Raw genomic sequence first — 21,996 nt, 5'->3', positions numbered from 1 at the left:
CAATAGCCTGTTTGAAAAGCCGCAAGGAGAGCAAGATGCCATCAGAACGCTTAAGTGTTGTCGTGACGCGACGCCTGCCGGAGGCGGTGGAGACACGGATCAAAGAGCTGTTCGATGTACGCTTGCGCGATGATGACGCCCCGATGTCGCGGGCTGAGTTGACTGAAGCAGTCAAAACAGCTGATATTTTGGTGCCTACGGTCACTGATGAAATTGATGCAGCCTTGCTTGCCGGGGCAGGCCCGCGTTTGAAGTTGATCGCAAACTATGGTGTTGGCGTCGATCACATTGACGTCGCCACGGCGCGCCAAAGGGGTATTTTGGTGTCGAACACGCCTGGCGTGCTAACGGATGACACTGCCGATATGACAATGGCACTGTTATTGGCAGTGACGCGGCGCATCCCTGAGGGGCTAAGCGTTATGCAATCTGGTGAATGGGGCGGATGGGCCCCGACGGCTTTACTGGGTGGACGCGTCAGCGGGCGTCGTCTGGGAATTCTAGGAATGGGGCGCATTGGACAAGCCGTGGCGCAGCGCGCGCGGGCATTCGGGATGCAAATCCATTACCACAATAGGCGTCGTTTGCGGCCTGAAGTCGAGGACGCGCTTGAGGCGACCTATTGGGAAAGCCTTGATCAGATGGTCGCGCGGATGGATGTGATTTCGGTGAATTGCCCGCACACGCCTTCGACCTTCCACCTTTTGAATGCGCGCCGCCTGAAATTGATGAAACCGAGTGCGGTGTTGGTTAACACTTCGCGAGGTGAAGTAATTGATGAAAACGCGATGACGCGAATGCTGAAAGCCGGAGATATTTCGGGGGCTGGGCTGGATGTGTACGAGCACGGAACCGAAGTGAATCCAGATTTGCAAGGTCTGCCAAATGTTGTGCTGTTGCCGCACATGGGATCGGCTACACAAGAGGGTCGCCTGGAAATGGGTGAGAAAGTTATCATTAATATCAAGACCTTTGCGGATGGGCATCGCCCGCCGGATCAGGTTGTACCGGGCATGTTATAAAGCAGATATAGGGGGACAAGACTATGCGCCAGAAGTTGATTTCAACAGGATTGGCGCTGCTTGCGCCCTTTGCTTTGCTCGCTCAGGAAGCTGCGGATGCAGTGCAACCTGAGACGACGATTTCACTAAATTCCAAAGCTTCTGGTGCGCCGGTTGAAGCGCAGGATTGGATGATTGTTGCCGCCAACCCCTTAGCGTCGCAAGCCGGTGCAAAAGTCCTTGCGCGTGGTGGGACAGCCGCGGATGCGATGGTGGCAGTGCAAGCGGTGCTTGGTTTGGTTGAGCCGCAAAGTTCTGGTCTTGGTGGTGGCGCATTTCTGGTTTGGTACGATGCCGAGAGCGGTGCGCTCACCACACTTGATGGTCGCGAAACCGCACCTGCCGAAGCGACGCCGCGTCTGTTTCAGGATGAGAATGGTGACCCTTTGAAGTTTTGGGATGCTGTGGTCGGTGGACGTTCTGTTGGGGTGCCAGGAACGCCAGCGCTGATGGAGCACGCGCATCAGAAATGGGGCAACCAGAAATGGGATACGCTGTTTGAGGACGGCATTGCGCTTGCGGCTGGCGGTTTCAAAGTATCCCAGCGGTTGGCTGGAATGATCGCGCGCGACGCTGATCGTCTTGTAAGGTTTGGTGCTGCGGCTGCGTATTTCTATCCTTTGGGCGCGCCTTTGAAAGAGGGCAAAGTGCTGCGCAACCCCGATTATGCAGAAACGTTACGCGACCTTGCGCAAAACCGGACGACGAATTTTTATAGTGGTGACATCGCGCGAGATATTGTGCGGACGGTTCGAAACACCACCGGGAATCCCGGCGTTTTAAGCATGGCTGACATGACAGGGTATGAAGTCAAAGAGCGTGCACCCGTCTGTGCGAGTTATCGCGAGCATGAGGTTTGTGGGATGGGGCCACCCTCATCTGGTGCTTTGACGGTTGGGCAAATCCTTGGAATGCTAGACTCTTATGATCTTGCAGCTTTGGGGGCGGAAAATCCACAGAGCTGGCGTTTGATCGGGGATGCATCCCGCCTCGCGTTTGCGGATCGTGGGCGTTACATGGCCGACAGTGATTTTGTGCCTGTGCCGGTAAAAGGGTTGGTTGATCCTGAGTATCTGGCCTTGAGGGCTGAAGCACTGGATGGCGGGCCTGCGCTTGGCTCAGTAAACGCCGGGATGCCAGCGTTTGATCATACTCTGCTTTGGGCCGATGATGAGAGCATCGAGCTGCCGTCGACCTCACATATTTCCATTGTTGATAGCTATGGTAACGCGCTTTCCATGACGACAACGATTGAAAATGCGTTTGGCTCAAGACTGCTGGTGCGGGGGTTTCTGCTGAACAATGAACTGACAGATTTTTCATTTCGCTCTCACAAGGATGGTGTTGCGATTGCAAATGCTGTTGCACCGGGAAAACGTCCGCGTTCGTCCATGGCACCTACGATTGTGCTCAAAGATGGTAAACCTGTTTTGATTGTTGGCAGTCCAGGAGGAAGCAGAATTATCGGCTACGTTGCAAAAACGATCGTGGCGCATCTGGATTGGGGAATGGACGTGCAACAGGCGGTGTCTTACGGGCACGCGGTGAACCGTTTTGGTACCTATGATCTGGAAGCGGGTAGTGGGATGGAAACATTGGCACCAGAGCTTGAAGCGCTTGGCTATAAGGTGAACATTCGGGATTTAAATTCAGGAATTCATGCCATTTCAATCGGCAAAAGCCTGCTTGGGGGTGCTGATCCACGGCGCGAAGGGGTTGCGCTGGGGGAATGAGTTTATTTTGAAAAATGAAGGATGGGGTTGCTGCTAAATTGGCGGTGCACCTTGTTGCGAGCCATTCGCAACACCATATCTGTAATATGAATAGACGTTCTTTTACCGCTTCGCTTGCTGCATTGTTTGCCGCACATGCCTTGCCTGTCGTTGCCTCGGTTGCACCAAGTGCGGTGTCTCAGACAGCGGTTTCACATTATGCGACAGCGAAATTGTTGGCGCGTGCCCACAATCGCTGTTCGCCAGAGATGCTGCAGCGTTTGTTGCGCGTCGATGGGGCGATCGCGCGAGAGTTGAATGCGATGTTGATTAAACGTGGCGTCATCTCAAGCGCAGGAGCGCGCGGCGCTTTGATCGCGGTTGAGCCGCTCAATACACATTGCATCACGAATGAAGCGATGCGCACCTCTAATATCGCGCAGAAACTGCGTGATGCGAAAGCGCAGTTGGACAAGCTTTCACAAACGATGGATGCGCCAGAGCAAGAAAATCCGGATGATATGGATGTACAGCGTTTCTCTGCCACAGAGGCGGGACAGGCAAAGCTGTAAGTTAAGGTCGGTTTCCAGCGGTTTTGCGTCGGCCTGACCCTGCGCGCGTCTGCGACATTTGCGACAAGGGATGAAAGTGCATCTCAGGGAATCGCAGATCATGAAAACTCAGGTCAAAGCTCTTGTTGTCGGCGGCGGTGCTGTCGGAACCTCCATCGCGTATCATCTTGCTAAAGCGGGTTGGGATGATGTCATGCTTCTTGAACGTGACGAGCTGACGTCAGGATCGACCTGGCATGCCGCGGGTTTGCTGCCTTTGTTCAATATGAGTTTTGCGACAACCCACATTCATCAGTATTCTGTCGATTTTTACAAAGAGCTAGAGGCGGAAACAGGGCTGAACGCAGGCTTCGCAGTTGTTGGCAACTTGCGCATGGCACAAACCAAAGAGCGTATGGACGAATACATGGTTTATGCCTCTACGGCGGAAACCTGTGGTGTGCCTTACGAATTCTTGACGCCCGATGAGATCAAAGCGCGCTGGCCGTTGATCAACACCGAGACGCTTGAGGGCGCCTTGTACCATGCGACGGATGGCTACATTAACCCTGCGGACGTGACCATGGCGATGGCCAAGGGCGCGCGTCAACGAGGTGTTGAGATTGTCCGCCGTTTGCAAGCGGATAGCTTTGAATGGACCGGCACACATTGGAATGTGACCTGCTCCAAGATGATCGAAAAGGGCGGTAATCTGATCGCGTCTGATGAGCAGGTGGTCATCACCGCAGAACATGTTGTGACGGCATCTGGAAACCATGCGCAGCGTACTGCCAAGATGCTAGGCATCAAGATTCCTGCGATCCCTGTTGAGCATCAGTTCATTGTCACTGACGTTGACCCCGCACTTCAGCAATGGCGCAAGGATGGCAATCCAGAGCATCCAGTGATCCGCGACGCGGATGCGCAAAGCTATGTGCGAGAGGAACGCGGTGGTTGGATTCTTGGCGTCTACGAGAAGAACGCGCCTGCGGTGTTTGAACATGGTGTGCCGGATAGCTTCCGCGCTGACTTGTTCCCCCTCGATCTTGAGCGGATCGAAGATCAGTATATGGCGATGATCCACCGGATGCCGTCTTGCGAAGAAAGCGGTCTTAAGGACGATTTCAACGGTCCGATCTGTTATACACCAGATGGTAACCCACTTGTTGGCCCTGCGCCGGGTCTTCGCAATATGTGGCTTGCTGAGGGCTTTTCCTTTGGCATCACTGCGGCGGGCGGCACGGGCTATTATCTCGCACAAATGATGGTTGAGGGAGAGGCCGAGATCGACATGGCGAGCCTTGATCCCAAGCGCTATGGCGATTGGATGACGACCGAGTTTGCCGCACGCAAGAACGAAGAGTGCTACGATCACGTCTATGTTTTGCACCATCCCGATGAAGAGCGTCCTGCGTGTCGTCCGTTGCGTACGGCCCCTGCTTATGACCGTCAGAAAGCACGTGGTGCGCAGTTTGGCTTTGTGAATGGTTGGGAGCGTCCGAACTATTACGGGCCTTTGGATGCCCCGGATAACTTCGATGAAGAAAGCCGTTCTTTCCGCCGAGGTGATTGGTGGCAGCATGCGGTTGAGGAAGCGAAGGCAATTCGCGAAGGCGTTGGCCTTATTGATGCGACGGCCTTTACCAAACACGTGGTCAAAGGGCCTGGTGCGACGGCATTCCTTGATTGGTTTACGTGTAACAAATTGCCAAAGATTGGGCGGATCAATCTGACCTATGCGCTCACTCCAGCGGGGACAACGCGTACGGAATATACAATCGTTCGCAATGGTGAGAGCGATTATTATCTTGTAAGCGCAGGGGCTTGGACAGCCTATGATGCCGATTACCTGCGCAAATGTGCGCAGGACAAAGCGCCTGAGTTTGGCTACATTGAAATTCAAGATGTCACAACGCAATGGGGTGTGTTTGCAATCGCAGGTCCTAAGTCACGTGATGTTTTGAATGCTGTGATCAAGGACGCGGATTCTGCGACAGCTTTGAGCAACAAGCGGTTCCCGTGGCTATCTGCGCGTCAGATCGAGTTGGGCATGTGCCCTGTGAATGCGATCCGAGTTGCCTATACAGGAGAGCTAGGCTGGGAGCTGCATCACCCGATGGAAATGCAGAACTACCTCTTTGATCTGCTTGAAAAAGCGGGAGAGCGGCACGGTATGAAGCTGGTCGGTGCGCGTGCGCAAAACTGGTTGCGTCAGGAAAAGTCCTACCGCGCGTTTGGCAATGAGCTGGGCCGTGATGCGACACCTGCGGAGGCAGATTTGCCGCGTTTCATTGATCTCACGAAAGGCTTCAATGGTAAGGCGGAGATGGAGGCGATTGGCATACGTTCAAAGTGTGTGACGCTGTTGATTGATGGACCGAGCGATGCAGATCCTTGGGGCCGCGAAGCGCTTTATGATGGTGAGACCAAAGTGGGGCGTCTTACCTCTGGCGGATATTCTGTGCACTTTGGGAAGTCGATTGGAATGGGATATGTATCGCCCGAGTTGGCGGTTGTTGGACAAAAGCTAAAGGTGAAGATGCTCAACGAACTTTGGGATGCTGAGGTGGTCGAGGACAGCCCTTATGATCCTAAAAACACAACAATCCGCGTAGACGGCTAAGCAATTTCAATGGCATTTAACGGGTACAAGGGCGGCGATAGTCGCCCTTTAGGTTGTCTGGTCAGCGAACAGCGCGTGCATCGCGCCATTGTTTCCATTGGGCTTCCGTGCCGTTAAAACAGTTCAGATCTATCTCTTTTTCGACGCCGTCCAACACACCTGTGGCTGTGTATTGCCAGAAACGCCAACCTCTGACGCGATAGCGTTGTTCGACGTGATTTGCGGTAGAGCGCAGCCAAAAATCACGTTTCAGTCGCGCGACATCGTTGCGTTCCCAGAAATCAGGAGCGGTGTAAACGACGACGCGGGTTTGATAGTGACGTTCAACGATTTTGATAAAGCGATTGGCGACACGGCGGACTTCTGCGGCAGGTGGTCGCAAAGTGCAGGTCGGAGAAAACGGGTTCCATTCCAGATCAAGCACAGGTGGCATGCCACCACGCAGGCGCGGCACGTTCTTGATAAACCATTTGGCCTGTGTGTCGGGATCCGTGCAGAAATAATAGAAATGATAGGCTCCAACGGGCACGCGCGCGCGTTTGGCGGCGCGCCAGTTGGCTTTGAATTCAGGATCGAGTAAATCTCCCCCCTCGGTCGCTTTAAGCCACGCGAACCGAATGCCCTGTCGACGAATTTGACGCCAATTCATTTGTCCTTGAAAGCGCGCAGCATCAATGCCGTGCACCGGAAATGACGACGGGCCGCGTGGGCCGAAATTAACCGGATCATTGTCACGAAACGTGGAGCGGGCAAGCAAAAGCGAAGGGGCGGCAAGCAAAGGCACGCTTACAAGCCCCGCAAGGGTTGCGCGTCGGGTCAATGTCATTGTGGGTTACTCCGGTTTACGAATTAAAAAGCTCAAATTATTTGCGGGCATTTCAAGAATTTCATTGACGGCCAAACCATTTTGATTGACCCAAGTCAGAATATCAGTGTCGTCTTTATAGCCAATTTTTGGATCTGCAGTGAGCAGGCTTTCATGAAAACGCGCATCTCCAACGGAGGTCAATGCGCCATCGCATTTGAACGGCCCATAGAGCAAGAACATGCCACCGGGCGCGAGCGCTTGCGCAACTTCTTGGATAAGCGTGCGCGCAGCGTCAGCAGTGATCAGATGAAGTAAGTTCACCAGAACAATTAGATTGAGGGGTCCTGTGCTTGCGCTCCAACCGGCTGCGCTGGCGTCCAGCTTGACGGGCAATGTCAGGTTATCGAGCTGCGCCTCACTCACATAGATCGCGATCGAGGCCAGACGCGCGTCATCAATATCGGTGGGCACCCAAATGAGGTTTGGACAAACCTTGGCAAAAGCCACGCAATGCTGGCCTGTTCCGCTTGCCAGTTCAATTGCGCGCCCTTCCTTCGGGGCAAAGTCGCGCAAGACTTGGCAAAGCGCATTCACATTCTTTTCGGCAGACGGTGCGACGAGACGACCATCGTCCATTCGTTCCGTGATGCTTGCAGTTGCGGGTAGCGTCATGCGCGTTCTTCCCAACGATCTGTGGCCGGCGGTGGTGTAGGGCTGAGCGCGCTGATCTCTTTGTACTCAGCATCGTCCATTCGGTAGCCGAGCGCATCTAGCGATGGCTTTAACTGCGCAACCGAACGCGCAGACAAGAGTGGCACGGGTGCTGCCGGATGATGCGCCACCCAAGCGGCGGCCAAGGTTGCGGGATGGATCGCGCGTGCTGCGGCATGTTTCGCCAAAGCTGCGGCTGTTTCGTGCATAAACGAAAGCGAATAGCGTTCGTTATATCGGGGATCACTGTTAAGCCGACCTTCACTATTTTCGCTATACTTACCTGTCAAAAGTCCGCCGCCGAGCGGTGAGTAGGGCGCGCAGGTAATGCCTTGCGCCATACACATCGGTAGGATTTCCACCTCTGCCTGACGTTTTACCAGATTATACATTGGCTGCATGATGTCGATGCGCGTGCCGTTCTCTTTGGCATGTGCAATCGCGTCCATGACTTGCCATGCCGCGAAATTGGAAAGGCCGATGTAGCGCAGATTGCCTTGCTGCTGTTGGTTGGCGAGCCATTCTATTGATGCAGCAAGATTGTCGCCTACGTGCATGTGAAGATATAGAATATCGACACACTCCATCCCCAGACGTTCCCGCGATACATCAAAATCTGCTTGTAATTTTGCAGGGTCGCCGTTGCCATCGTAGGCGACTTTGGTGGCAATTATCAGATCGTCACGCGTGTCTTGCGCGAGTTTTCCCAGTATTTTCTCGGATGCGCCGTCGGTGTAAATATAGGCAGTGTCAAAGTGGTTTATTCCAGCTTTGACGCAGGCATCAAACATCTCTGCGCTTGCGGTGCTATCGGCGGTGCCGCCAAATTGCATTGTACCAAAAGCAAAAGAGCTCGCGGCGGTTCCGTTCAGGGTTTGCATATCTGTCATCGTGTTAAAATGGCACGCGCTTAGGGGTTTTGAAAAGGGGGTTAGCGCGAACTGCGAAGCGTGGTTATCGCGCGCCCCAAGAACTGACCTGCGGGGGCACAGGTGAAGGCAGTGAAAAACACCAAGAACAAGGCGGATTTGGTAAGCTCTGGCAGAGTATCTGTTAGGAAACCGTTCACAAAACCGGCCATAAAGATCAGCATCATGGCGCTTAGTGTGATCCACTCGCCCTGAAGTTCGACTGTTCTTCCTTGAAACGAGATGATCCAATCTTTTTGCCAGCGCATCCCAAAGAAAATGCCAATGCCATAGGCAAGTGCAGCCATGAGCCAAATCCAACTTGGCGCTTCTAAAGAGACGATATTGTTAAGGGTTAAAATGCCTAGCAACGGCAGCGCATATATAACCGCGATGGGAACCCGCCGCGTCTTGCTTGCGCGCAGTCCAAGGATGAGCAGCAGTAGGAAAAGCGGAAACACCCAGATTGGGATGCTTGAAAAGAAAGTGGACATGATATGCTCCGTTTAGGGTGGGATCATGCTTATTTAAGTATAACTTTACAACGCGTTCGAGCGCTTTCACTTCAGTTGCGTGGTCAATTCGTGAACAATGAGATCCGCACTTTACGAAGCGTGAAACACCCAAAAGAAAAGGCCCCGCTTGGTTCCAAGCGAGGCCCTATTTAGGTCAAGCAATCCAAAGCTTAGTTTGGAATTTCACCTGTGATACCTTCAACATAGAAAGACATGCCTGCAAGCGTGCCGTCGTCAGCGGTCTCACCTTCTGCAAGCCAGGCTGAACCGTCCTGCTTGTTGATTGGGCCTGTGAATGCGTGATAGCTGCCGTCCGCCAATGCGTCGATCATTGCCAGTGCTTCGGCTTTGACCTCCGCAGGCACCGCATCAGAAATTTCACCGATGGCAACCATGCCGGCGCCGATCCCATCCCATGTGGATGTGCTTTCCCATGTGCCGTCCATCACAGCTTGTGTGCGGGCGATGTAGTAGGGTGCCCAGTCATCAATGATAGAAGATACGCGTGGGAAGGGGCCGAATTCTGCCATGTCGGATGCTTGGCCGAATGTGACAACATTGCCTGCTGCTTCAGCCGCAGCTTGTGGCGCGGTTGAGTCTGTGTGCTGTAAGATCACGTCTGCGCCTTGTTCGATCAACGCTTGTGCGGCGTCTGCTTCTTTCGCAGGATCGAACCACGTGTAAGCCCAAACAATAGAAAACTCGACATCAGGGTTCACTTTTTTCGCGTGGATATACGCAGAGTTGATGCCGCGAATAACCTCAGGAATTGGGAAAGATGCGATGTAGCCAACTTTGTTGGTCTTTGTCATCTTGCCTGCAATATGGCCCTGAACAGCGCGGCCCTCATAGAAACGTGCGGAATAGACAGAGACGTTGTCCGCTTGCTTGTAGCCTGTTGCATGCTCGAACTTCACGTCAGGGAACTTCGCCGCAACATTGATCGTCGGGTCCATGTAGCCAAAGGATGTTGTGAAGATAAGATCAGCGCCTGAAAGCGCCATTTGCGTCATCACACGCTCGGAATCGGCACCTTCAGGGACACTTTCCTGAAATACGGTTTCAACCTTATCGCCGAAGTGCTCTTCCACCGCGAGGCGACCTTTGTTGTGCTCATATGTCCAGCCGCCGTCGCCGACAGGGCCAACATAGACGAAACCAACCTTGGTTTTAGCGTGACCGTCCGCAAATGCGGTGCCTGTGAGCGCGAGCGCGACAGCTGCGCTTGCCAGTAGTGTTCTGCGTTTCATGTGATGCATTCCCCTGTGGATGACTGTGTTTTGCCGCTCTTACCGAGAGGCGTGGAAAATCTTGCCCAGTGCAGCGGGCGCGCCATGATTGCCGCGCGCCGAGATGATCACGAGCACAGCAATAGTTATCAGATAGGGCGACATCGACAAGACCTCGATCGGGACCTTAGCACCAGCGGCCTGTAGATTCAGCTGTAAGACAGTGACTCCGCCAAAAAGATAGGCACCAATCAGCACACGCCATGGTTTCCAGCTTGCAAAAACAACAATCGCAAGAGCGATCCAGCCAGCGCCAGCGGTCATACCTTCCGTCCATTGCGGCACTCGAACAAGGCTGATGTAAGCCCCCGCCAAGCCAGCACAAGCACCGCCAAAAAGGATCGCGAGGATACGAATACGCACCACTTTGTAGCCAAGCGCATGGGCTGCATCATGGCTTTCGCCAACAGCGCGCAGGATCAGGCCAGCGCGCGTATATTTCAGCACCGCCCAAGTGGCCGCAACAAGCGCGACAGATAAGTAAACCATCGGATCATGCGAAAACAGCATCGGTCCAACAATGGGAATATCAGAGAGAATCGGCAGCTCCATCTTTTGCAAGGTTGGCGATTTGATACCTTCATAAGGCTTACCAATCAGTGAACTTAAACCGAGCCCAACAAGGGTAAGGCCAAGCCCTGTCGCAACTTGGTTAGAAAGCAAATATTGTGTGAGAATTCCGAAGGCCAAAGACAACAATGCGCCACAGACAGCCGCGAACATAAAGCCAAGCACGGGCGAGCCTGTGTTGACGCCAATCGCAAAACCACAGATCGCACCAGTGATCATCATGCCTTCAACACCGAGGTTTAAAACACCTGATTTTTCGACAACAAGCTCACCAAGCGCAGCGAGCAAAATTGGTGTCGCAGACACCATAAGCGACGCGATGAGAAGGGCAGGGTTGATGGAAGAAAGGTCCATTATGCAGTCTCCCCAGAAGTTAGTCTTATGCGGAAGTTGATGAACACATCCGTTGCCAAAAGGAAGAACAAGAGCATCCCTTGGAACAATTGAATGGCAGCTGACGGGATGCCAAGCATGAGCGACGCAAGCTCACCGCCGATGTAGGTGAGTGCCATCAAGAGGCCCGCGAAAAGGATGCCAATGGGGTGCAGGCGACCCAAGAACGCGACGATGATCGCAGTGAACCCATAACCAGAATTGAAGTCGATGGTGATTTGACCTGCAGGACCAGAAACCTCGTACATGCCTGCCATCCCTGCAAGAGCACCAGCAAGACCCAGACACAAAAACACGATGCGTGTCGGGTTCACGCCTGCAAAACGCGCGGCGCGCGGCGCCTCACCCGTCAAGCGGATTTGAAAACCAAGCATGTGGCGCGAAAGCAAAATATACGCAAAGATCACCGCAATGAATGCAGTAAGTACGCCGTAATGCATTCCCGTGCCTTGGATAATTTCGAGGTTCGCCGTGGATGGGATTTGCGCCAGATTACGGCTGCCGGGAAAGCCCATGCCATCAGGGTTCTTTAACAAACCAGACGCAACAGACGCCAGCAAAGCTTCGGCAACATAAACCAGCATCAAGGAGACGAGGATTTCATTCGTACCAAAGCGCGTTTTTAGAACCGCGGGTATCATCGCCCAAGCCCAGCCCCCAAGCGCGCCAGCAAGGATCATAAACGGGAAGATGAGGGCACTCTCCATCGGGTAGAAAGCAAGCCCCATCCCCGCACCGCAAATGGCACCCATGATGTATTGCCCTTCGGCTCCGATGTTCCATATGCCTGCTTTGAAGCCCATTGAAAGGCCGATTGCAATTAGGATCAGCGGGCCAGCTTTCACCAGCAATTGCGGACGTGAATAGGCGGCGAATTGTTCACTAAATAACGGGTCCCAAAAGATCGTGCGGATTGCTTCAAAAGGATCGCTGCCAAGCGCTGCGAACATGATGCCACCAACGATCATAGTCAGGATCACCGCTAAAAAGGGTGTGGCGAACGTCCAGAACTGACTTGGTTGAGCGCGCTTTTCGAGGCGGATCATGCGGCACCCTCCATGCTGTCGTGAACGCCGCCCATCATCAGGCCAATCTCTTCGACGTTTAGTTCGTGAACCGGGCGGATCGAAGACAAGCGCCCTTCATTCAATGCAGCAAAGTGATCTGAGATTTCCATCAGCTCGTCCAAGTCTTGAGAGATGACAACCAGTGCAGCGCCTTTTTCAGCAAGATCCATCAAGGATTGCCGGATTGCTGCTGCCGCTGAGGCATCCACCCCCCACGTGGGCTGGTTTACAATCAACACATCTGGATCTTGCAACACTTCGCGACCGATCACAAATTTCTGTAAGTTACCCCCAGAGAGCGAGCGCGCCGCGTTCCCCGCGCCGGGCGTGCGCACGTCAAATTCGTTGATGACATGCTCCGCGTAGGACTTTGCCTTGCCCCAATTCACAAAACCAAAGCTCATCATGTCCTTGCGCACTGCGGCGGATAGCAAAGCATTCTCGCTCAGGCTCATGTCAGGCACAGCTGCATGGCCAAGTCGTTCCTCTGGCGCTGCTAGAACTCCAAGCGCGCGTCGCTGCTGCGGGCCAAGCTTGCTAATGTCGTTCCCGCGCAGGCTTACCGCGTTGCTGCTGCTCACTTCACCAGACAAAGCGCCTAGCAATTCGTCCTGACCGTTGCCCGCCACACCACCAATACCCAAAATTTCTCCAGCGCGCACTTTAAAGGTCACGTTCTTCAACGCCGTGCCAAATTCGGTTGGGGCGCGAAGCGATAAGTCCTTCACATCAAGAAGAACCTCACCAAATGCGCCCGCTGCACGTTCAGGCACGTGTAGCGTTTCGCCAACCATCATTTCAGCAAGCTCTTTGGCGCTGGTGTCCGCAGGCGTACATGTCGCGACTTTCTGACCCAAACGCAGGATTGTGGCGGTGTCACACAGGCTGCGAATTTCCTCTAGCTTGTGCGAAATATAAAGGATCGCTGTACCTTCCGCCTTGAGTTGGCGCAGGGTCTTGAACAGTATTTCCACCTCTTGCGGCGTCAGAACCGATGTTGGCTCATCCATGATCAAAAGTTTCGGGTTTTGCAAAAGACAGCGAATGATTTCGACACGCTGTCTTTCACCAGCAGAAAGATCACCGACCCGCATATATGGATCAAGCGGCAGTCCGTATTGATGAGAGACCTCTTTGATCTTGGCAGCTAGATCGCGTTGCTTTGGGGCATTCTCCATCCCCAACGCGATATTCTCTGCGACGTTAAGCGCATCAAAAAGCGAGAAATGCTGGAACACCATGGCGACACCAGACAGGCGCGCCGCACTTGGTGCGCTGGGCGCAAAAGGCGCACTATTAAGCGTCATACGGCCCGTGTCAGGTTTCACTAAACCATATATCATTTTGACCAGCGTCGATTTTCCGGCCCCGTTCTCACCAAGCAAAGCGTGAACTTCCCCTGCATGAATGTCGAACGAGACGTCGCTGTTGGCGACAACCCCGGGGTAGGCCTTTGTCAGGCCGCTCAAGCGTAGAAGTGGGTCGCTCACGCTGAGTTCCTTTGTGTTTGTGCCACACTCTGTGACGTCCTCAATAAAGAAGAGCCCACCCCAATCGCAATAGCTTGCGGATGTTTGCCTAAGCTCGGGTTCCCAATTGGACAGGTTATGCGCGTAATTTGTGCGTTCTGGTGGCCAAGTGCGGCGAGACGACTTTGAAAACGCGCCCATTTGCTTTTTGACCCGATCAGCCCCGCGAACCGAAAGTCGTGCAAGAGCAGTTGATGACACAGTTCAAGATCAAGTGCGTGTGAATAGGTCAGGATGATATGCTCAGCACAGGCAGGTGCATGCTTGACCAGTACCGCCGGAGTGTGCGCCGGAACTTGCTTAACACCCGAAGGAACATCGCTCGGGAAGCGATCCTCGCTGGTATCAATCCAGGTCGTCGCGAAGTCCGGCAAAGGCGCAAGGGTGTTTACAAGCGCACGTCCGACATGCCCCGCGCCCCAAATCCACAATTCACGCGTGGCTTTATGTTCCGCTTCAATGAACCAACCTTGGCAAAGTTGAGTGTCGATCACGGCCCCCCCACGCGCATCCATAAGCAGTTTTTGAACGCGCAAAGGCATCGTGTCTGATCCATCAACGGCACGAGCAATTATCCCGTGATGCGCCTTCGGAAGCGTATTTTGATCAAATACTTCTGTCACAATCTGGACAGCACCACCGCAGCACTGACCCAGCTCAGGCCCAAGTGCATGACGGCTTAGGCGCTTTCCATTCACGTTCAATGCCGACTTGGCGAGTTCAAATTCTAAAGCGCCGCCGCCAATCGTACCGCTTTGTCCGTTGCGCCAGACAAGCATTGCCGCTCCAACTTCGCGCGGTGACGATCCTTGAATCCCTGCAATGGCGACACGTGCTACACGTCCATGCTGTGCAACCGCGCTCGCAAGTTCTTGCACATCAAACCCCACGTTTCACCCGCTCAACCGTGTCCAAGATGCGTTCAGGCGTGGCCGGAGCATCAAGCGCCGGATAGCTGGCCCCACAAGATGATATTGCATCCGATAAAGCCATAAGTGCTGAAATCCCATGCATAAACGGTGGTTCCCCGACAGCTTTTGAACGATAGACCGTCTCTTCGGAATTCGAACCCTGCCAAAGGGAAACGTTGAAAATATCAGGGCGATCAGAGCACGCAGGAATTTTGTAAGTCGATGGCGCATGGGTCCGCAGAACCCCTTTATCGTCCCAAACCAGCTCTTCCATCGTCAACCAACCCGCGCCTTGCACATAGCCGCCCTCGACCTGCCCAATGTCTAGCGCAGGGTTCAAAGATGCGCCCGCGTCGTGCAAAATATCTGTGCGCAAAATTCGGTTTTCGCCCGTCAGCGTATCAATCACGACTTCACTTACCGACGCTCCATAAGCGAAATAGAAAAACGGACGTCCTTGTCCTTTGATCCTGTCCCAAGCGACTTTCGGTGTTTTGTAAAACCCTGTTGCAGATAGCGAAATGCGATTTTCGTATGCGAGCTTTGCGACATCGGCAAAGGCCAACACATGTTCACCTATCTGCACACTCCCATTTTCGAAACAGACGTCTTCGTCAGGCAAAGCATAGTGTTTGGCTAAAAACTGGCTCAACCGCGCTTTGATCGTGTCACAGGCCGCTTGCACGGCCATCCCGTTTAAATCCGTCCCTGATGAGGCAGCCGTGGCCGAGGTGTTGGGCACCTTGCCCGTATCGGTGGCGGTGATCTTTACCTTGCTCACATCAATGCCAAACCGTGAAGCTGCAACTTGCGCGATTTTAAGGAACAAGCCCTGTCCCATTTCTGTGCCACCATGGTTCAAATGCACAGAGCCGTCTGCATAGACATGCACCAATGCACCGGCCTGATTAAGATGCGTTAGTGTAAATGAAATCCCGAACTTCACAGGTGTGAGCGCGATCCCCTTTTTTAAAATTGGATTGTCGGCGTTCCATGTTTTGATGGCCTCTCGCCGCGCTTCATAATCTGAAGACTGCGCCAAGGTTTCTGTCATTTCGTGAAGGATGAAGTCTTCGACCTCCATGCCATAGGGCGTTGTCTGTGACTTCATTTTTCCAGATAAACTCCCGCCGGAGGCTCCAGAACCCTCAAATGCCCTGTCACGATAGTAATTGACGCGCCGTACGTCTAAAGGATCCTTCCCAAGCGTGTGGGCAACGTGGTCCATCACACGCTCGATCCCTAGCATGCCCTGGGGCCCGCCAAAGCCACGATACGCCGTAGCACTTTGCGTGTTTGTTTTCAGACGGTGGCTTTCGATACGCGCGTTTTCAAGCAAATAGGCGTTGTCTGAATGAAGCATTGCACGGTCCGCAACAGGCAAAGAGAGATCCTGCGCCCAGCCACATCGTGCATATTGGATGAAATCAACGCCACTGACGCGCCCATCCGCATCAAAACCTGCTTTGTAAGCGATACGAAAATCATGACGTTTTCCTGTAATAACCATATCGTCATCGCGGTCGTATCGCATCTTACAAGGCTGCCCTGTGGCGCGCGCGGCAACAGCACAAGCAACAGCCAGTGCATTGCCTTGGCTTTCTTTGCCACCAAAGCCACCTCCCATACGACGCACTTCGACACGCACAGCGTTCATAGGAACGCCAAGTGCTTCTGCAACTTTGTGCTGAATTTCAGTTGGGTGCTGCGTTGAGCTATGTACAACCATGTCAGCATTTTCTTGTGGCAGTGCCAAAGCGGCTTGCCCCTCAAGATAAAAATGCTCTTGCGCACCCATTTCAATCACACCTTCAATCGTGTGTTCTGCGGTTTCCAAAGCGCGTGCTGTGTCGCCTTTTTGATAAATGCGCGGACCGTCCTCAAAACGGCTATTTGCCGAGAGCGCATCGTCGATACTTATCAGGGCTGGTTTTTCCACATATTCAACGCGCGCTAAACGAACAGCTTTGCGCGCGTGCAAATGCGTTGTGGCAACGACCAAAAAGATGGGTTGTCCCACATAATGTACCGATCCTTTTGCCAAGAGCGGCTCGTCATGCGCAGACGGGCTGACGTCATTTTCGAAGGGCAGATCATCTGCTGTAAGAACGCCAGTCACGCCAACGGCACACCGCACCGCGGAAAGATCAAGGCTCTGGATCTCCCCATGTGCGATCTCGCTTTGACCAAAAGCCAGATGCAAGGTGCCGCGTGGCGTCGGGATGTCATCCACATATCTGGCCGCACCCGTCACATGCAATTTTGCTGCGTCATGGGGGAGAGGTTTTGCAATGCTCATGCCTTTACCTCCAAGACAGAAACCTTAAGGCCGGAAGCTTCGGCAAAGTAGCGTCGCAGCATGTTTTGCGCCGTAAGCAATCGATACGCAGCAGACGCGCGCATATCTGTGAGCGGCGTGAAATCATCGGCCATTGCTTCTGCGGCTTTGGTCATATTTTCATCGCTCCAAGCTTGACCGATCAAAGCCTTTTCGGCCTTTGCAGCCCTCATCGGAGTTCCGGCCATGCCGCCATAAGCAATGCGCGCATTTGTGACCGCACCGTTTGACACCTCAATATTGAAGCAGCCGCAGACCGCAGAAATATCTTGATCAAAGCGTTTGGACAGTTTGTAGCAACGCAACGCGCTTGCGTTTTTAGGGATTGTAATGCTCTCAACAAACTCACCCGCTTCGCGATCTTGTTTGCCGTACTGGATGAAAAATTCCTCAATCGGCATGTCGCGCCGCCTCGCCCCTTTGCGAAGGTGGAGCGTTGCGCCAAGCGCGATCAAAGCAGGAGGATTGTCCCCTATTGGGGATCCATTTGCGATGTTGCCGCCAAGGGTTGCCGCTTGGCGGACTTGCTCGGAGCCATAGCGCCGCACCAGTTCAGCGTAGCTCGGATGATGTTCTTTCAAAACGGGAAGAAGTTGCGCCATCGTGACGCCAGCGCCAATCCTTAGATGATCCCCATGGTCTACGATGTGCTGCAAGTCGCGGCATCGATGCAAAAACGCGATGTCTGTGAGCTCTTTGAGTTGCTTGGTGACCCAAAGGCCCACATCCGTCGCACCCGCAATGAGCGTCCCGTTAGGATTTGCTTCATACCAAGCCGCCAGTTCATCGCTGGTTTCAGGGGACAAGGCGCTTGCGCCAACCTCGGGTGGGATGTCTTGGACCCAATCTGGTATTTTCGCATGTGACGCTGCTTCTGCGGCGCGAATGATCGGGGCATAGCCAGTGCATCGACACAGGTTTCCGGCCAATGCATCATCGAAATCGCTTCGCCCATTGCGGTGCGCTGTGACCATTGAACCGATGAAACCGGGTGTGCAAAACCCGCATTGTGATCCGTGGTGCTCGACCATGGCTTCTTGCACCGGATGTAGCGCGCCATCTGGGCCGCTAAATCCTTCAACGGTGCGCACCGCTTTGCCATGCAGTTGCGGCAGAAAAAGGATGCAAGCGTTCAACGCACGCGCGCCGCTGTCGTCGGTGACCATGACAGTGCACGCCCCGCAATCGCCTTCGTTACAGCCTTCTTTGGTTCCCGTCATCGCGCGTGTTTCGCGCAGCCAATCGAGCAGAGTAACTGTGGGTGTGTCCTCAGTCAGCTCCACCGTCTCTCCGTTCAGAAGAAACTTGATGCTCATGCTATATGCCCGCCGCGGTACCATTTGCCCAGAATGCGCAGCTTCGATGCGGCGTAGAAGCGACACGGGCGGTCGCGCTCATATTTGGCAAGATTGCCGAAACTGGCAAGAGTTTTCTTGTGCGCGGTGCTTTAGCGATTTTCTTGCCTTGCCGACGCAAGTAGGGTGGTCGCATGACAAATGCTCCTCGATTCATCCACCTACGCACACATACTGAATATTCCCTTCTTGAAGGGGCAATGCGGCTGAAAAAGCTACCTGATTTGTGCGTGTCTATGGATATGCCCGCCGTCGCCGTGACGGATACCAACAACCTCTTCGCGGCGCTTGAGTTCTCGGTCGGTGCTTCAGGTAAAGGCGTGCAACCGATTGTCGGCTGTCAGGTTGATCTCGCCTATCTCAAGGCCCAACCGGGCGAGCGTGAAAAAGCGCCTGCGCCAATAGTGCTGCTAGCTCAGAACGAACAGGGTTATGAGAACCTGATGAAGCTCAATTCCTGTCTTTATGTGGATAAAGGCGGGCAGTTGCCGCAGGTAACGATTGATGAGTTAACCGAACGAAGCGCAGGCCTGATCTGTCTCACCGGCGGACCTGAAGGTGCGGTTGGGAAACTGTTGCAAGGGGGGCAACGCCCGGCGGCAGAAGCGCTGATGGATCAAATGCACAGCGCCTTTGGAGATCGGCTCTATGTGGAACTCCAGCGCCATCCCGAGAATGGGGGACAGCCGGAAGCGGAACGCCTCTCCGAGCGTGGATTTGTTGAAATGGCCTATGCCAAGGGTATTCCGTTGGTTGCAACGAACGACGTCTATTTCCCCAAGTCCTCGATGTATGAAGCCCATGATGCCCTGATTTGTATTTCAGAGGGTGCATATGTTGATCAGCAAGACCCACGCCGCAAATTGACCGCGCAGCACTATTTCAAGTCGCAGCAAGAGATGGTCACGCTGTTCGCAGATTTGCCTGAAGCGATTGAAAATACGATTGAGATCGCCAAACGCTGCGCTTTCCAAGCCTACCGCCGTGATCCCATCCTTCCCAAGTTCGCTGATGATGAGGTGGCAGAGCTACGCCGCATCGCTAACGAAGGCCTGCAAAAGCGTCTTGCGGTGATCCCGCATGCGGTGACGGTAGAGGAATATCAAGAACGGCTCGATTTTGAACTCGGCATTATCGAGGGCATGGGATTCCCTGGATACTTTTTGATTGTTGCCGATTTTATCCAATGGGCGAAGGACAACAATATACCTGTGGGTCCGGGCCGTGGGTCTGGTGCGGGGTCGCTTGTGGCTTATGCATTGACTGTCACGGACCTTGATCCACTGCGCTACTCGTTGCTGTTCGAGCGTTTCCTGAACCCTGAACGTGTCTCCATGCCGGACTTCGATATCGACTTTTGTATGGATCGTCGCGAAGAGGTCATTCAATACGTTCAACAGAAATATGGCCGCGATAAAGTGGGGCAGATCATCACCTTTGGTGCTTTGCTGTCTAAAGCGGCGGTGCGCGATATTGGGCGTGTTTTGCAGATGCCATATGGGCAAGTGGATCGTCTGTCCAAGATGATCCCTGTGGAAGGTGTGAAACCGGTTTCTATCGAAAAGGCCTTGGCCGATGAGCCGCGCTTGCGTGAGGAGGCGCGCAATGAAGAGGTGGTCAAACGCCTTCTTGATTATGGTCAACAAGTTGAGGGGCTCTTACGTAACGCCTCGACCCACGCGGCGGGGGTGGTGATTGGCGACCGTCCATTGGATGCGCTTGTACCACTCTACCAAGATCCGCGCTCTGATATGCCAGCAACCCAATTCAACATGAAATGGGTCGAACAAGCAGGTCTGGTGAAATTTGACTTTCTTGGCCTCAAAACACTGACGGTCATTCAAAACGCGATGGAGCAGATTACGGCCAGTGGTCGACAGTTGCATGTCGCGGCGGATGGCACCGAGCTTTATCAACCGCCAGCAGGCACTGTGGATGATATTGGTGCGATCCCGCTTGATGATGCGAAGAGTTATAAGCTTTACGCATCAGCCAAGACAGTTGCGGTGTTTCAGGTGGAAAGCTCGGGCATGATGGATGCTCTGAAGCGGATGAAGCCGACCTGTATCGAGGATATTGTTGCTCTGGTGGCGCTGTATCGCCCCGGTCCGATGGAGAATATTCCGACCTATTGCGAGGTAAAGAACGGTCTCAAAGAGCGTGAGTCAGTTCACCCGCTGATCGACTACATCCTTGAAGAAACTCAAGGCATCATCGTTTACCAAGAACAGGTGATGCAGATCGCTCAGGTCATGGCGGGTTACTCGCTAGGCGGCGCTGATTTGCTACGCCGTGCGATGGGTAAGAAGATCGCCGAAGAGATGGCGAAAGAACGTCCCAAGTTTGAAAAAGGCGCTAAGGAAAACGGCGTACCTGCCAAGAAAGCGTCGGAAGTTTTCGACCTTTTGGAGAAGTTTGCCAACTACGGTTTCAACAAATCCCACGCTGCGGCTTATGCAGTTGTTAGCTACCAAACCGCGTGGCTGAAAGCGAACCATCCTGTCGAGTTCATGGCGGGTGTCATGAACTGCGATATCCATCTGACGGATAAGCTTGCGGTGTATTTTGAAGAGGTCAAGAAAGGGCTTGATCTGCCTTGGGTTCCGCCTTGCGTGAACCGTTCTGATGCGACGTTCAAAGTCACTGAGGGTGCGTTGGTTTACGCGCTGGGCGCGTTAAAGAATGTCGGCGTTGAAGCGATGAAACTGGTCGTGGATGGACGCGGCGACAAGCCGTTCAGTACAATTTACGATCTGGCGCGACGTGTTGATCTCAAGCGTGTCGGCAAGCGTCCACTGGAAATGCTCGCGCGCTCTGGCGCGTTTGATCAATTGGATCCAAACCGTCGCCGTGTTTTTGATAGTCTCGATGGTTTGGTGAACTATTCCCAAGCGATTTTTGAGCAAAAGAATTCAAATCAGGTGTCTTTGTTCGGTGAAGCGGGGGCTGATTTGCCAGAACCACGGCTAAGCCCTGTGCAAGATTGGATGCCAGCAGAACGCCTTAACGAGGAATTCCGCGCAGTTGGTTTTTATATGTCTGGTCATCCACTTGATGATTACATGGCTCCGTTGAAGCGCAAAGGCGTGATGACTTTGGATGAGGTCACCGCCAAGGCTGAAAACGGTGCTTTGGTTGCGAAACTCGCAGGCGTAGTTGCGTGGCGGCAGGAACGTAAATCCGCGCGTGGCAATCGTTTTGCTTTTGCACAGTTGAGCGACACCACTGGGGCTTATGAGGTGACTTTGTTCTCTGATACGCTCGACAAATGCCGCGAGTTTTTGGAAACAGGGGCAAAGGTTGTCGTTACTGTGGAAGCAAATATGGAGAGCGATCAGTTGAAATTACTGGGTCGTTCCGTCGCGCCAATTGATGTCGTGGTTGCTGATGCAGGTCAAACGAGTTTGCGCATATTTGTGGAAAACTCAGGTGCCGTCGCGAATATCGCCTCTGTGCTGACGCGCGCGCAAGAGACCGTCAAGCAAGGAGCGCGCGGGTCTGTTTTACTGTGTTTGCTCGATAGTGAGCTGCCCGGTGAAGTTGAAGTGGACCTTGGCCGTGAATTCCCTGTGAACCCGCAAATCAAAGGCGCACTTAAGAGCCTTGATGGGGTCATGCAGGTCGAAGAAGTCTGATCTTGAAGAAAGATCAGAGC

At 53.6% G+C, this 21,996-nt stretch carries 16 protein-coding genes; 5 read left to right on the top strand and 11 right to left on the bottom strand.

Features of this window, described 5'->3' with window-relative positions:
• Positions 1 to 35: 35 nt before the first annotated feature.
• From ACTG3Z_RS07735 to ACTG3Z_RS07720, 4 genes are all read left to right on the top strand, one after another.
• The gene (locus tag ACTG3Z_RS07735) at positions 36 to 1,022 is read left to right on the top strand and encodes a 2-hydroxyacid dehydrogenase (RefSeq protein ID WP_439142359.1); all 987 of its coding nucleotides are present in this window, start codon (positions 36 to 38) and stop codon (positions 1,020 to 1,022) included.
• 23 nt (positions 1,023 to 1,045) lie between these two features.
• Positions 1,046 to 2,794, top strand: coding sequence for a gamma-glutamyltransferase (ggt, locus tag ACTG3Z_RS07730; protein WP_439142349.1), 1,749 nt, complete (start codon positions 1,046 to 1,048; stop codon positions 2,792 to 2,794).
• A gap of 14 nt (positions 2,795 to 2,808) precedes the next feature.
• Positions 2,809 to 3,345, top strand: coding sequence for a hypothetical protein (locus ACTG3Z_RS07725; RefSeq protein WP_439142348.1), 537 nt, complete (start codon positions 2,809 to 2,811; stop codon positions 3,343 to 3,345).
• Positions 3,346 to 3,445: 100 nt separating this feature from the next.
• Positions 3,446 to 5,947, top strand: coding sequence for a GcvT family protein (locus ACTG3Z_RS07720; protein WP_439142347.1), 2,502 nt, complete (start codon positions 3,446 to 3,448; stop codon positions 5,945 to 5,947).
• Between the two features lie 61 nt (positions 5,948 to 6,008).
• Here ACTG3Z_RS07720 and ACTG3Z_RS07715 read toward each other — a convergent pair whose 3' ends face one another.
• The 11 genes from ACTG3Z_RS07715 to ACTG3Z_RS07665 all read right to left on the bottom strand — a co-directional run bounded on the left by ACTG3Z_RS07715 (position 6,009) and on the right by ACTG3Z_RS07665 (position 18,302).
• Positions 6,009 to 6,773 carry a GH25 family lysozyme gene (locus tag ACTG3Z_RS07715; protein WP_439142345.1) on the bottom strand — a complete coding sequence of 255 codons (765 nt, stop codon included), beginning with the start codon at positions 6,771 to 6,773 and terminating at the stop codon, positions 6,009 to 6,011.
• A 6-nt stretch (positions 6,774 to 6,779) separates the two neighbouring features.
• A complete protein-coding gene (locus ACTG3Z_RS07710) occupies positions 6,780 to 7,427 on the bottom strand; it encodes a DUF938 domain-containing protein (protein WP_439142344.1) in 648 nt (215 codons plus the stop codon).
• Positions 7,424 to 8,356: an aldo/keto reductase gene (locus tag ACTG3Z_RS07705; RefSeq protein ID WP_439142343.1), complete on the bottom strand. Its 933-nt coding sequence runs from the start codon at positions 8,354 to 8,356 to the stop codon at positions 7,424 to 7,426. The genes ACTG3Z_RS07710 and ACTG3Z_RS07705 overlap by 4 nt, the downstream gene beginning before the upstream one ends.
• Before the next feature lie 41 nt (positions 8,357 to 8,397).
• On the bottom strand, positions 8,398 to 8,868 hold the full coding sequence (locus tag ACTG3Z_RS07700; RefSeq protein WP_439142342.1) for a hypothetical protein: 471 nt from the start codon (positions 8,866 to 8,868) through the stop codon (positions 8,398 to 8,400).
• Between the two features lie 191 nt (positions 8,869 to 9,059).
• Positions 9,060 to 10,139, bottom strand: a complete 1,080-nt coding sequence (locus ACTG3Z_RS07695; RefSeq protein ID WP_439142340.1) for a BMP family ABC transporter substrate-binding protein — start codon at positions 10,137 to 10,139, stop codon at positions 9,060 to 9,062.
• Positions 10,140 to 10,178: 39 nt separating this feature from the next.
• Complete coding sequence (locus ACTG3Z_RS07690; protein ID WP_439142339.1) at positions 10,179 to 11,102, bottom strand: ABC transporter permease; 924 nt, start codon at positions 11,100 to 11,102, stop codon at positions 10,179 to 10,181.
• Entirely contained in the window at positions 11,102 to 12,187 is a 1,086-nt protein-coding gene (locus ACTG3Z_RS07685; RefSeq protein WP_439142337.1) for an ABC transporter permease, read from the bottom strand. The genes ACTG3Z_RS07690 and ACTG3Z_RS07685 overlap by 1 nt, the downstream gene beginning before the upstream one ends.
• The gene (locus tag ACTG3Z_RS07680; protein ID WP_439142335.1) at positions 12,184 to 13,698 is read right to left on the bottom strand and encodes an ABC transporter ATP-binding protein; all 1,515 of its coding nucleotides are present in this window, start codon (positions 13,696 to 13,698) and stop codon (positions 12,184 to 12,186) included. Before ACTG3Z_RS07680 ends, ACTG3Z_RS07685 begins: the two co-directional genes overlap by 4 nt.
• A complete protein-coding gene (gene xdhC, locus ACTG3Z_RS07675; protein ID WP_439142333.1) occupies positions 13,695 to 14,627 on the bottom strand; it encodes a xanthine dehydrogenase accessory protein XdhC in 933 nt (310 codons plus the stop codon). The genes ACTG3Z_RS07680 and xdhC overlap by 4 nt, the downstream gene beginning before the upstream one ends.
• Positions 14,617 to 16,947, bottom strand: coding sequence for a xanthine dehydrogenase molybdopterin binding subunit (gene xdhB, locus ACTG3Z_RS07670; protein WP_439142332.1), 2,331 nt, complete (start codon positions 16,945 to 16,947; stop codon positions 14,617 to 14,619). Before xdhB ends, xdhC begins: the two co-directional genes overlap by 11 nt.
• A complete protein-coding gene (locus ACTG3Z_RS07665; RefSeq protein WP_439142331.1) occupies positions 16,944 to 18,302 on the bottom strand; it encodes a xanthine dehydrogenase small subunit in 1,359 nt (452 codons plus the stop codon). Before ACTG3Z_RS07665 ends, xdhB begins: the two co-directional genes overlap by 4 nt.
• A 173-nt stretch (positions 18,303 to 18,475) precedes the next feature.
• Here ACTG3Z_RS07665 and dnaE point away from each other — a divergent pair, with 173 nt between their 5' ends.
• The gene (gene dnaE / locus ACTG3Z_RS07660) at positions 18,476 to 21,976 is read left to right on the top strand and encodes a DNA polymerase III subunit alpha (RefSeq protein ID WP_439142330.1); all 3,501 of its coding nucleotides are present in this window, start codon (positions 18,476 to 18,478) and stop codon (positions 21,974 to 21,976) included.
• Positions 21,977 to 21,996: the final 20 nt, after the last annotated feature.

This window comes from Planktotalea sp., from assembly GCF_965659345.1.
Lineage (GTDB): Bacteria > Pseudomonadota > Alphaproteobacteria > Rhodobacterales > Rhodobacteraceae > Planktotalea.
Note: the sequence above shows the minus strand (reverse complement) of the source record. Positions and strands in the feature narration are given on the sequence as shown.

What these genes read in the sequence shown, in the direction of transcription:
- ACTG3Z_RS07700 (WP_439142342.1), bottom strand. Translation starts at nt 8,868, where the DNA reads ATGTCCACTTTCTTTTCAAGCATCCCAATCTGGGTGTTTCCGCTTTTC.
- ACTG3Z_RS07665 (WP_439142331.1), bottom strand. Translation starts at nt 18,302, where the DNA reads ATGAGCATCAAGTTTCTTCTGAACGGAGAGACGGTGGAGCTGACTGAG.
- ACTG3Z_RS07720 (WP_439142347.1), top strand. Translation starts at nt 3,446, where the DNA reads ATGAAAACTCAGGTCAAAGCTCTTGTTGTCGGCGGCGGTGCTGTCGGA.
- dnaE (WP_439142330.1), top strand. Translation starts at nt 18,476, where the DNA reads ATGACAAATGCTCCTCGATTCATCCACCTACGCACACATACTGAATAT.
- ggt (WP_439142349.1), top strand. Translation starts at nt 1,046, where the DNA reads ATGCGCCAGAAGTTGATTTCAACAGGATTGGCGCTGCTTGCGCCCTTT.
- ACTG3Z_RS07705 (WP_439142343.1), bottom strand. Translation starts at nt 8,356, where the DNA reads ATGACAGATATGCAAACCCTGAACGGAACCGCCGCGAGCTCTTTTGCT.
- ACTG3Z_RS07695 (WP_439142340.1), bottom strand. Translation starts at nt 10,139, where the DNA reads ATGAAACGCAGAACACTACTGGCAAGCGCAGCTGTCGCGCTCGCGCTC.
- ACTG3Z_RS07725 (WP_439142348.1), top strand. Translation starts at nt 2,809, where the DNA reads ATGAAGGATGGGGTTGCTGCTAAATTGGCGGTGCACCTTGTTGCGAGC.
- ACTG3Z_RS07710 (WP_439142344.1), bottom strand. Translation starts at nt 7,427, where the DNA reads ATGACGCTACCCGCAACTGCAAGCATCACGGAACGAATGGACGATGGT.
- ACTG3Z_RS07690 (WP_439142339.1), bottom strand. Translation starts at nt 11,102, where the DNA reads ATGGACCTTTCTTCCATCAACCCTGCCCTTCTCATCGCGTCGCTTATG.
- ACTG3Z_RS07715 (WP_439142345.1), bottom strand. Translation starts at nt 6,773, where the DNA reads ATGACATTGACCCGACGCGCAACCCTTGCGGGGCTTGTAAGCGTGCCT.
- ACTG3Z_RS07735 (WP_439142359.1), top strand. Translation starts at nt 36, where the DNA reads ATGCCATCAGAACGCTTAAGTGTTGTCGTGACGCGACGCCTGCCGGAG.
- ACTG3Z_RS07685 (WP_439142337.1), bottom strand. Translation starts at nt 12,187, where the DNA reads ATGATCCGCCTCGAAAAGCGCGCTCAACCAAGTCAGTTCTGGACGTTC.
- xdhB (WP_439142332.1), bottom strand. Translation starts at nt 16,947, where the DNA reads ATGAGCATTGCAAAACCTCTCCCCCATGACGCAGCAAAATTGCATGTG.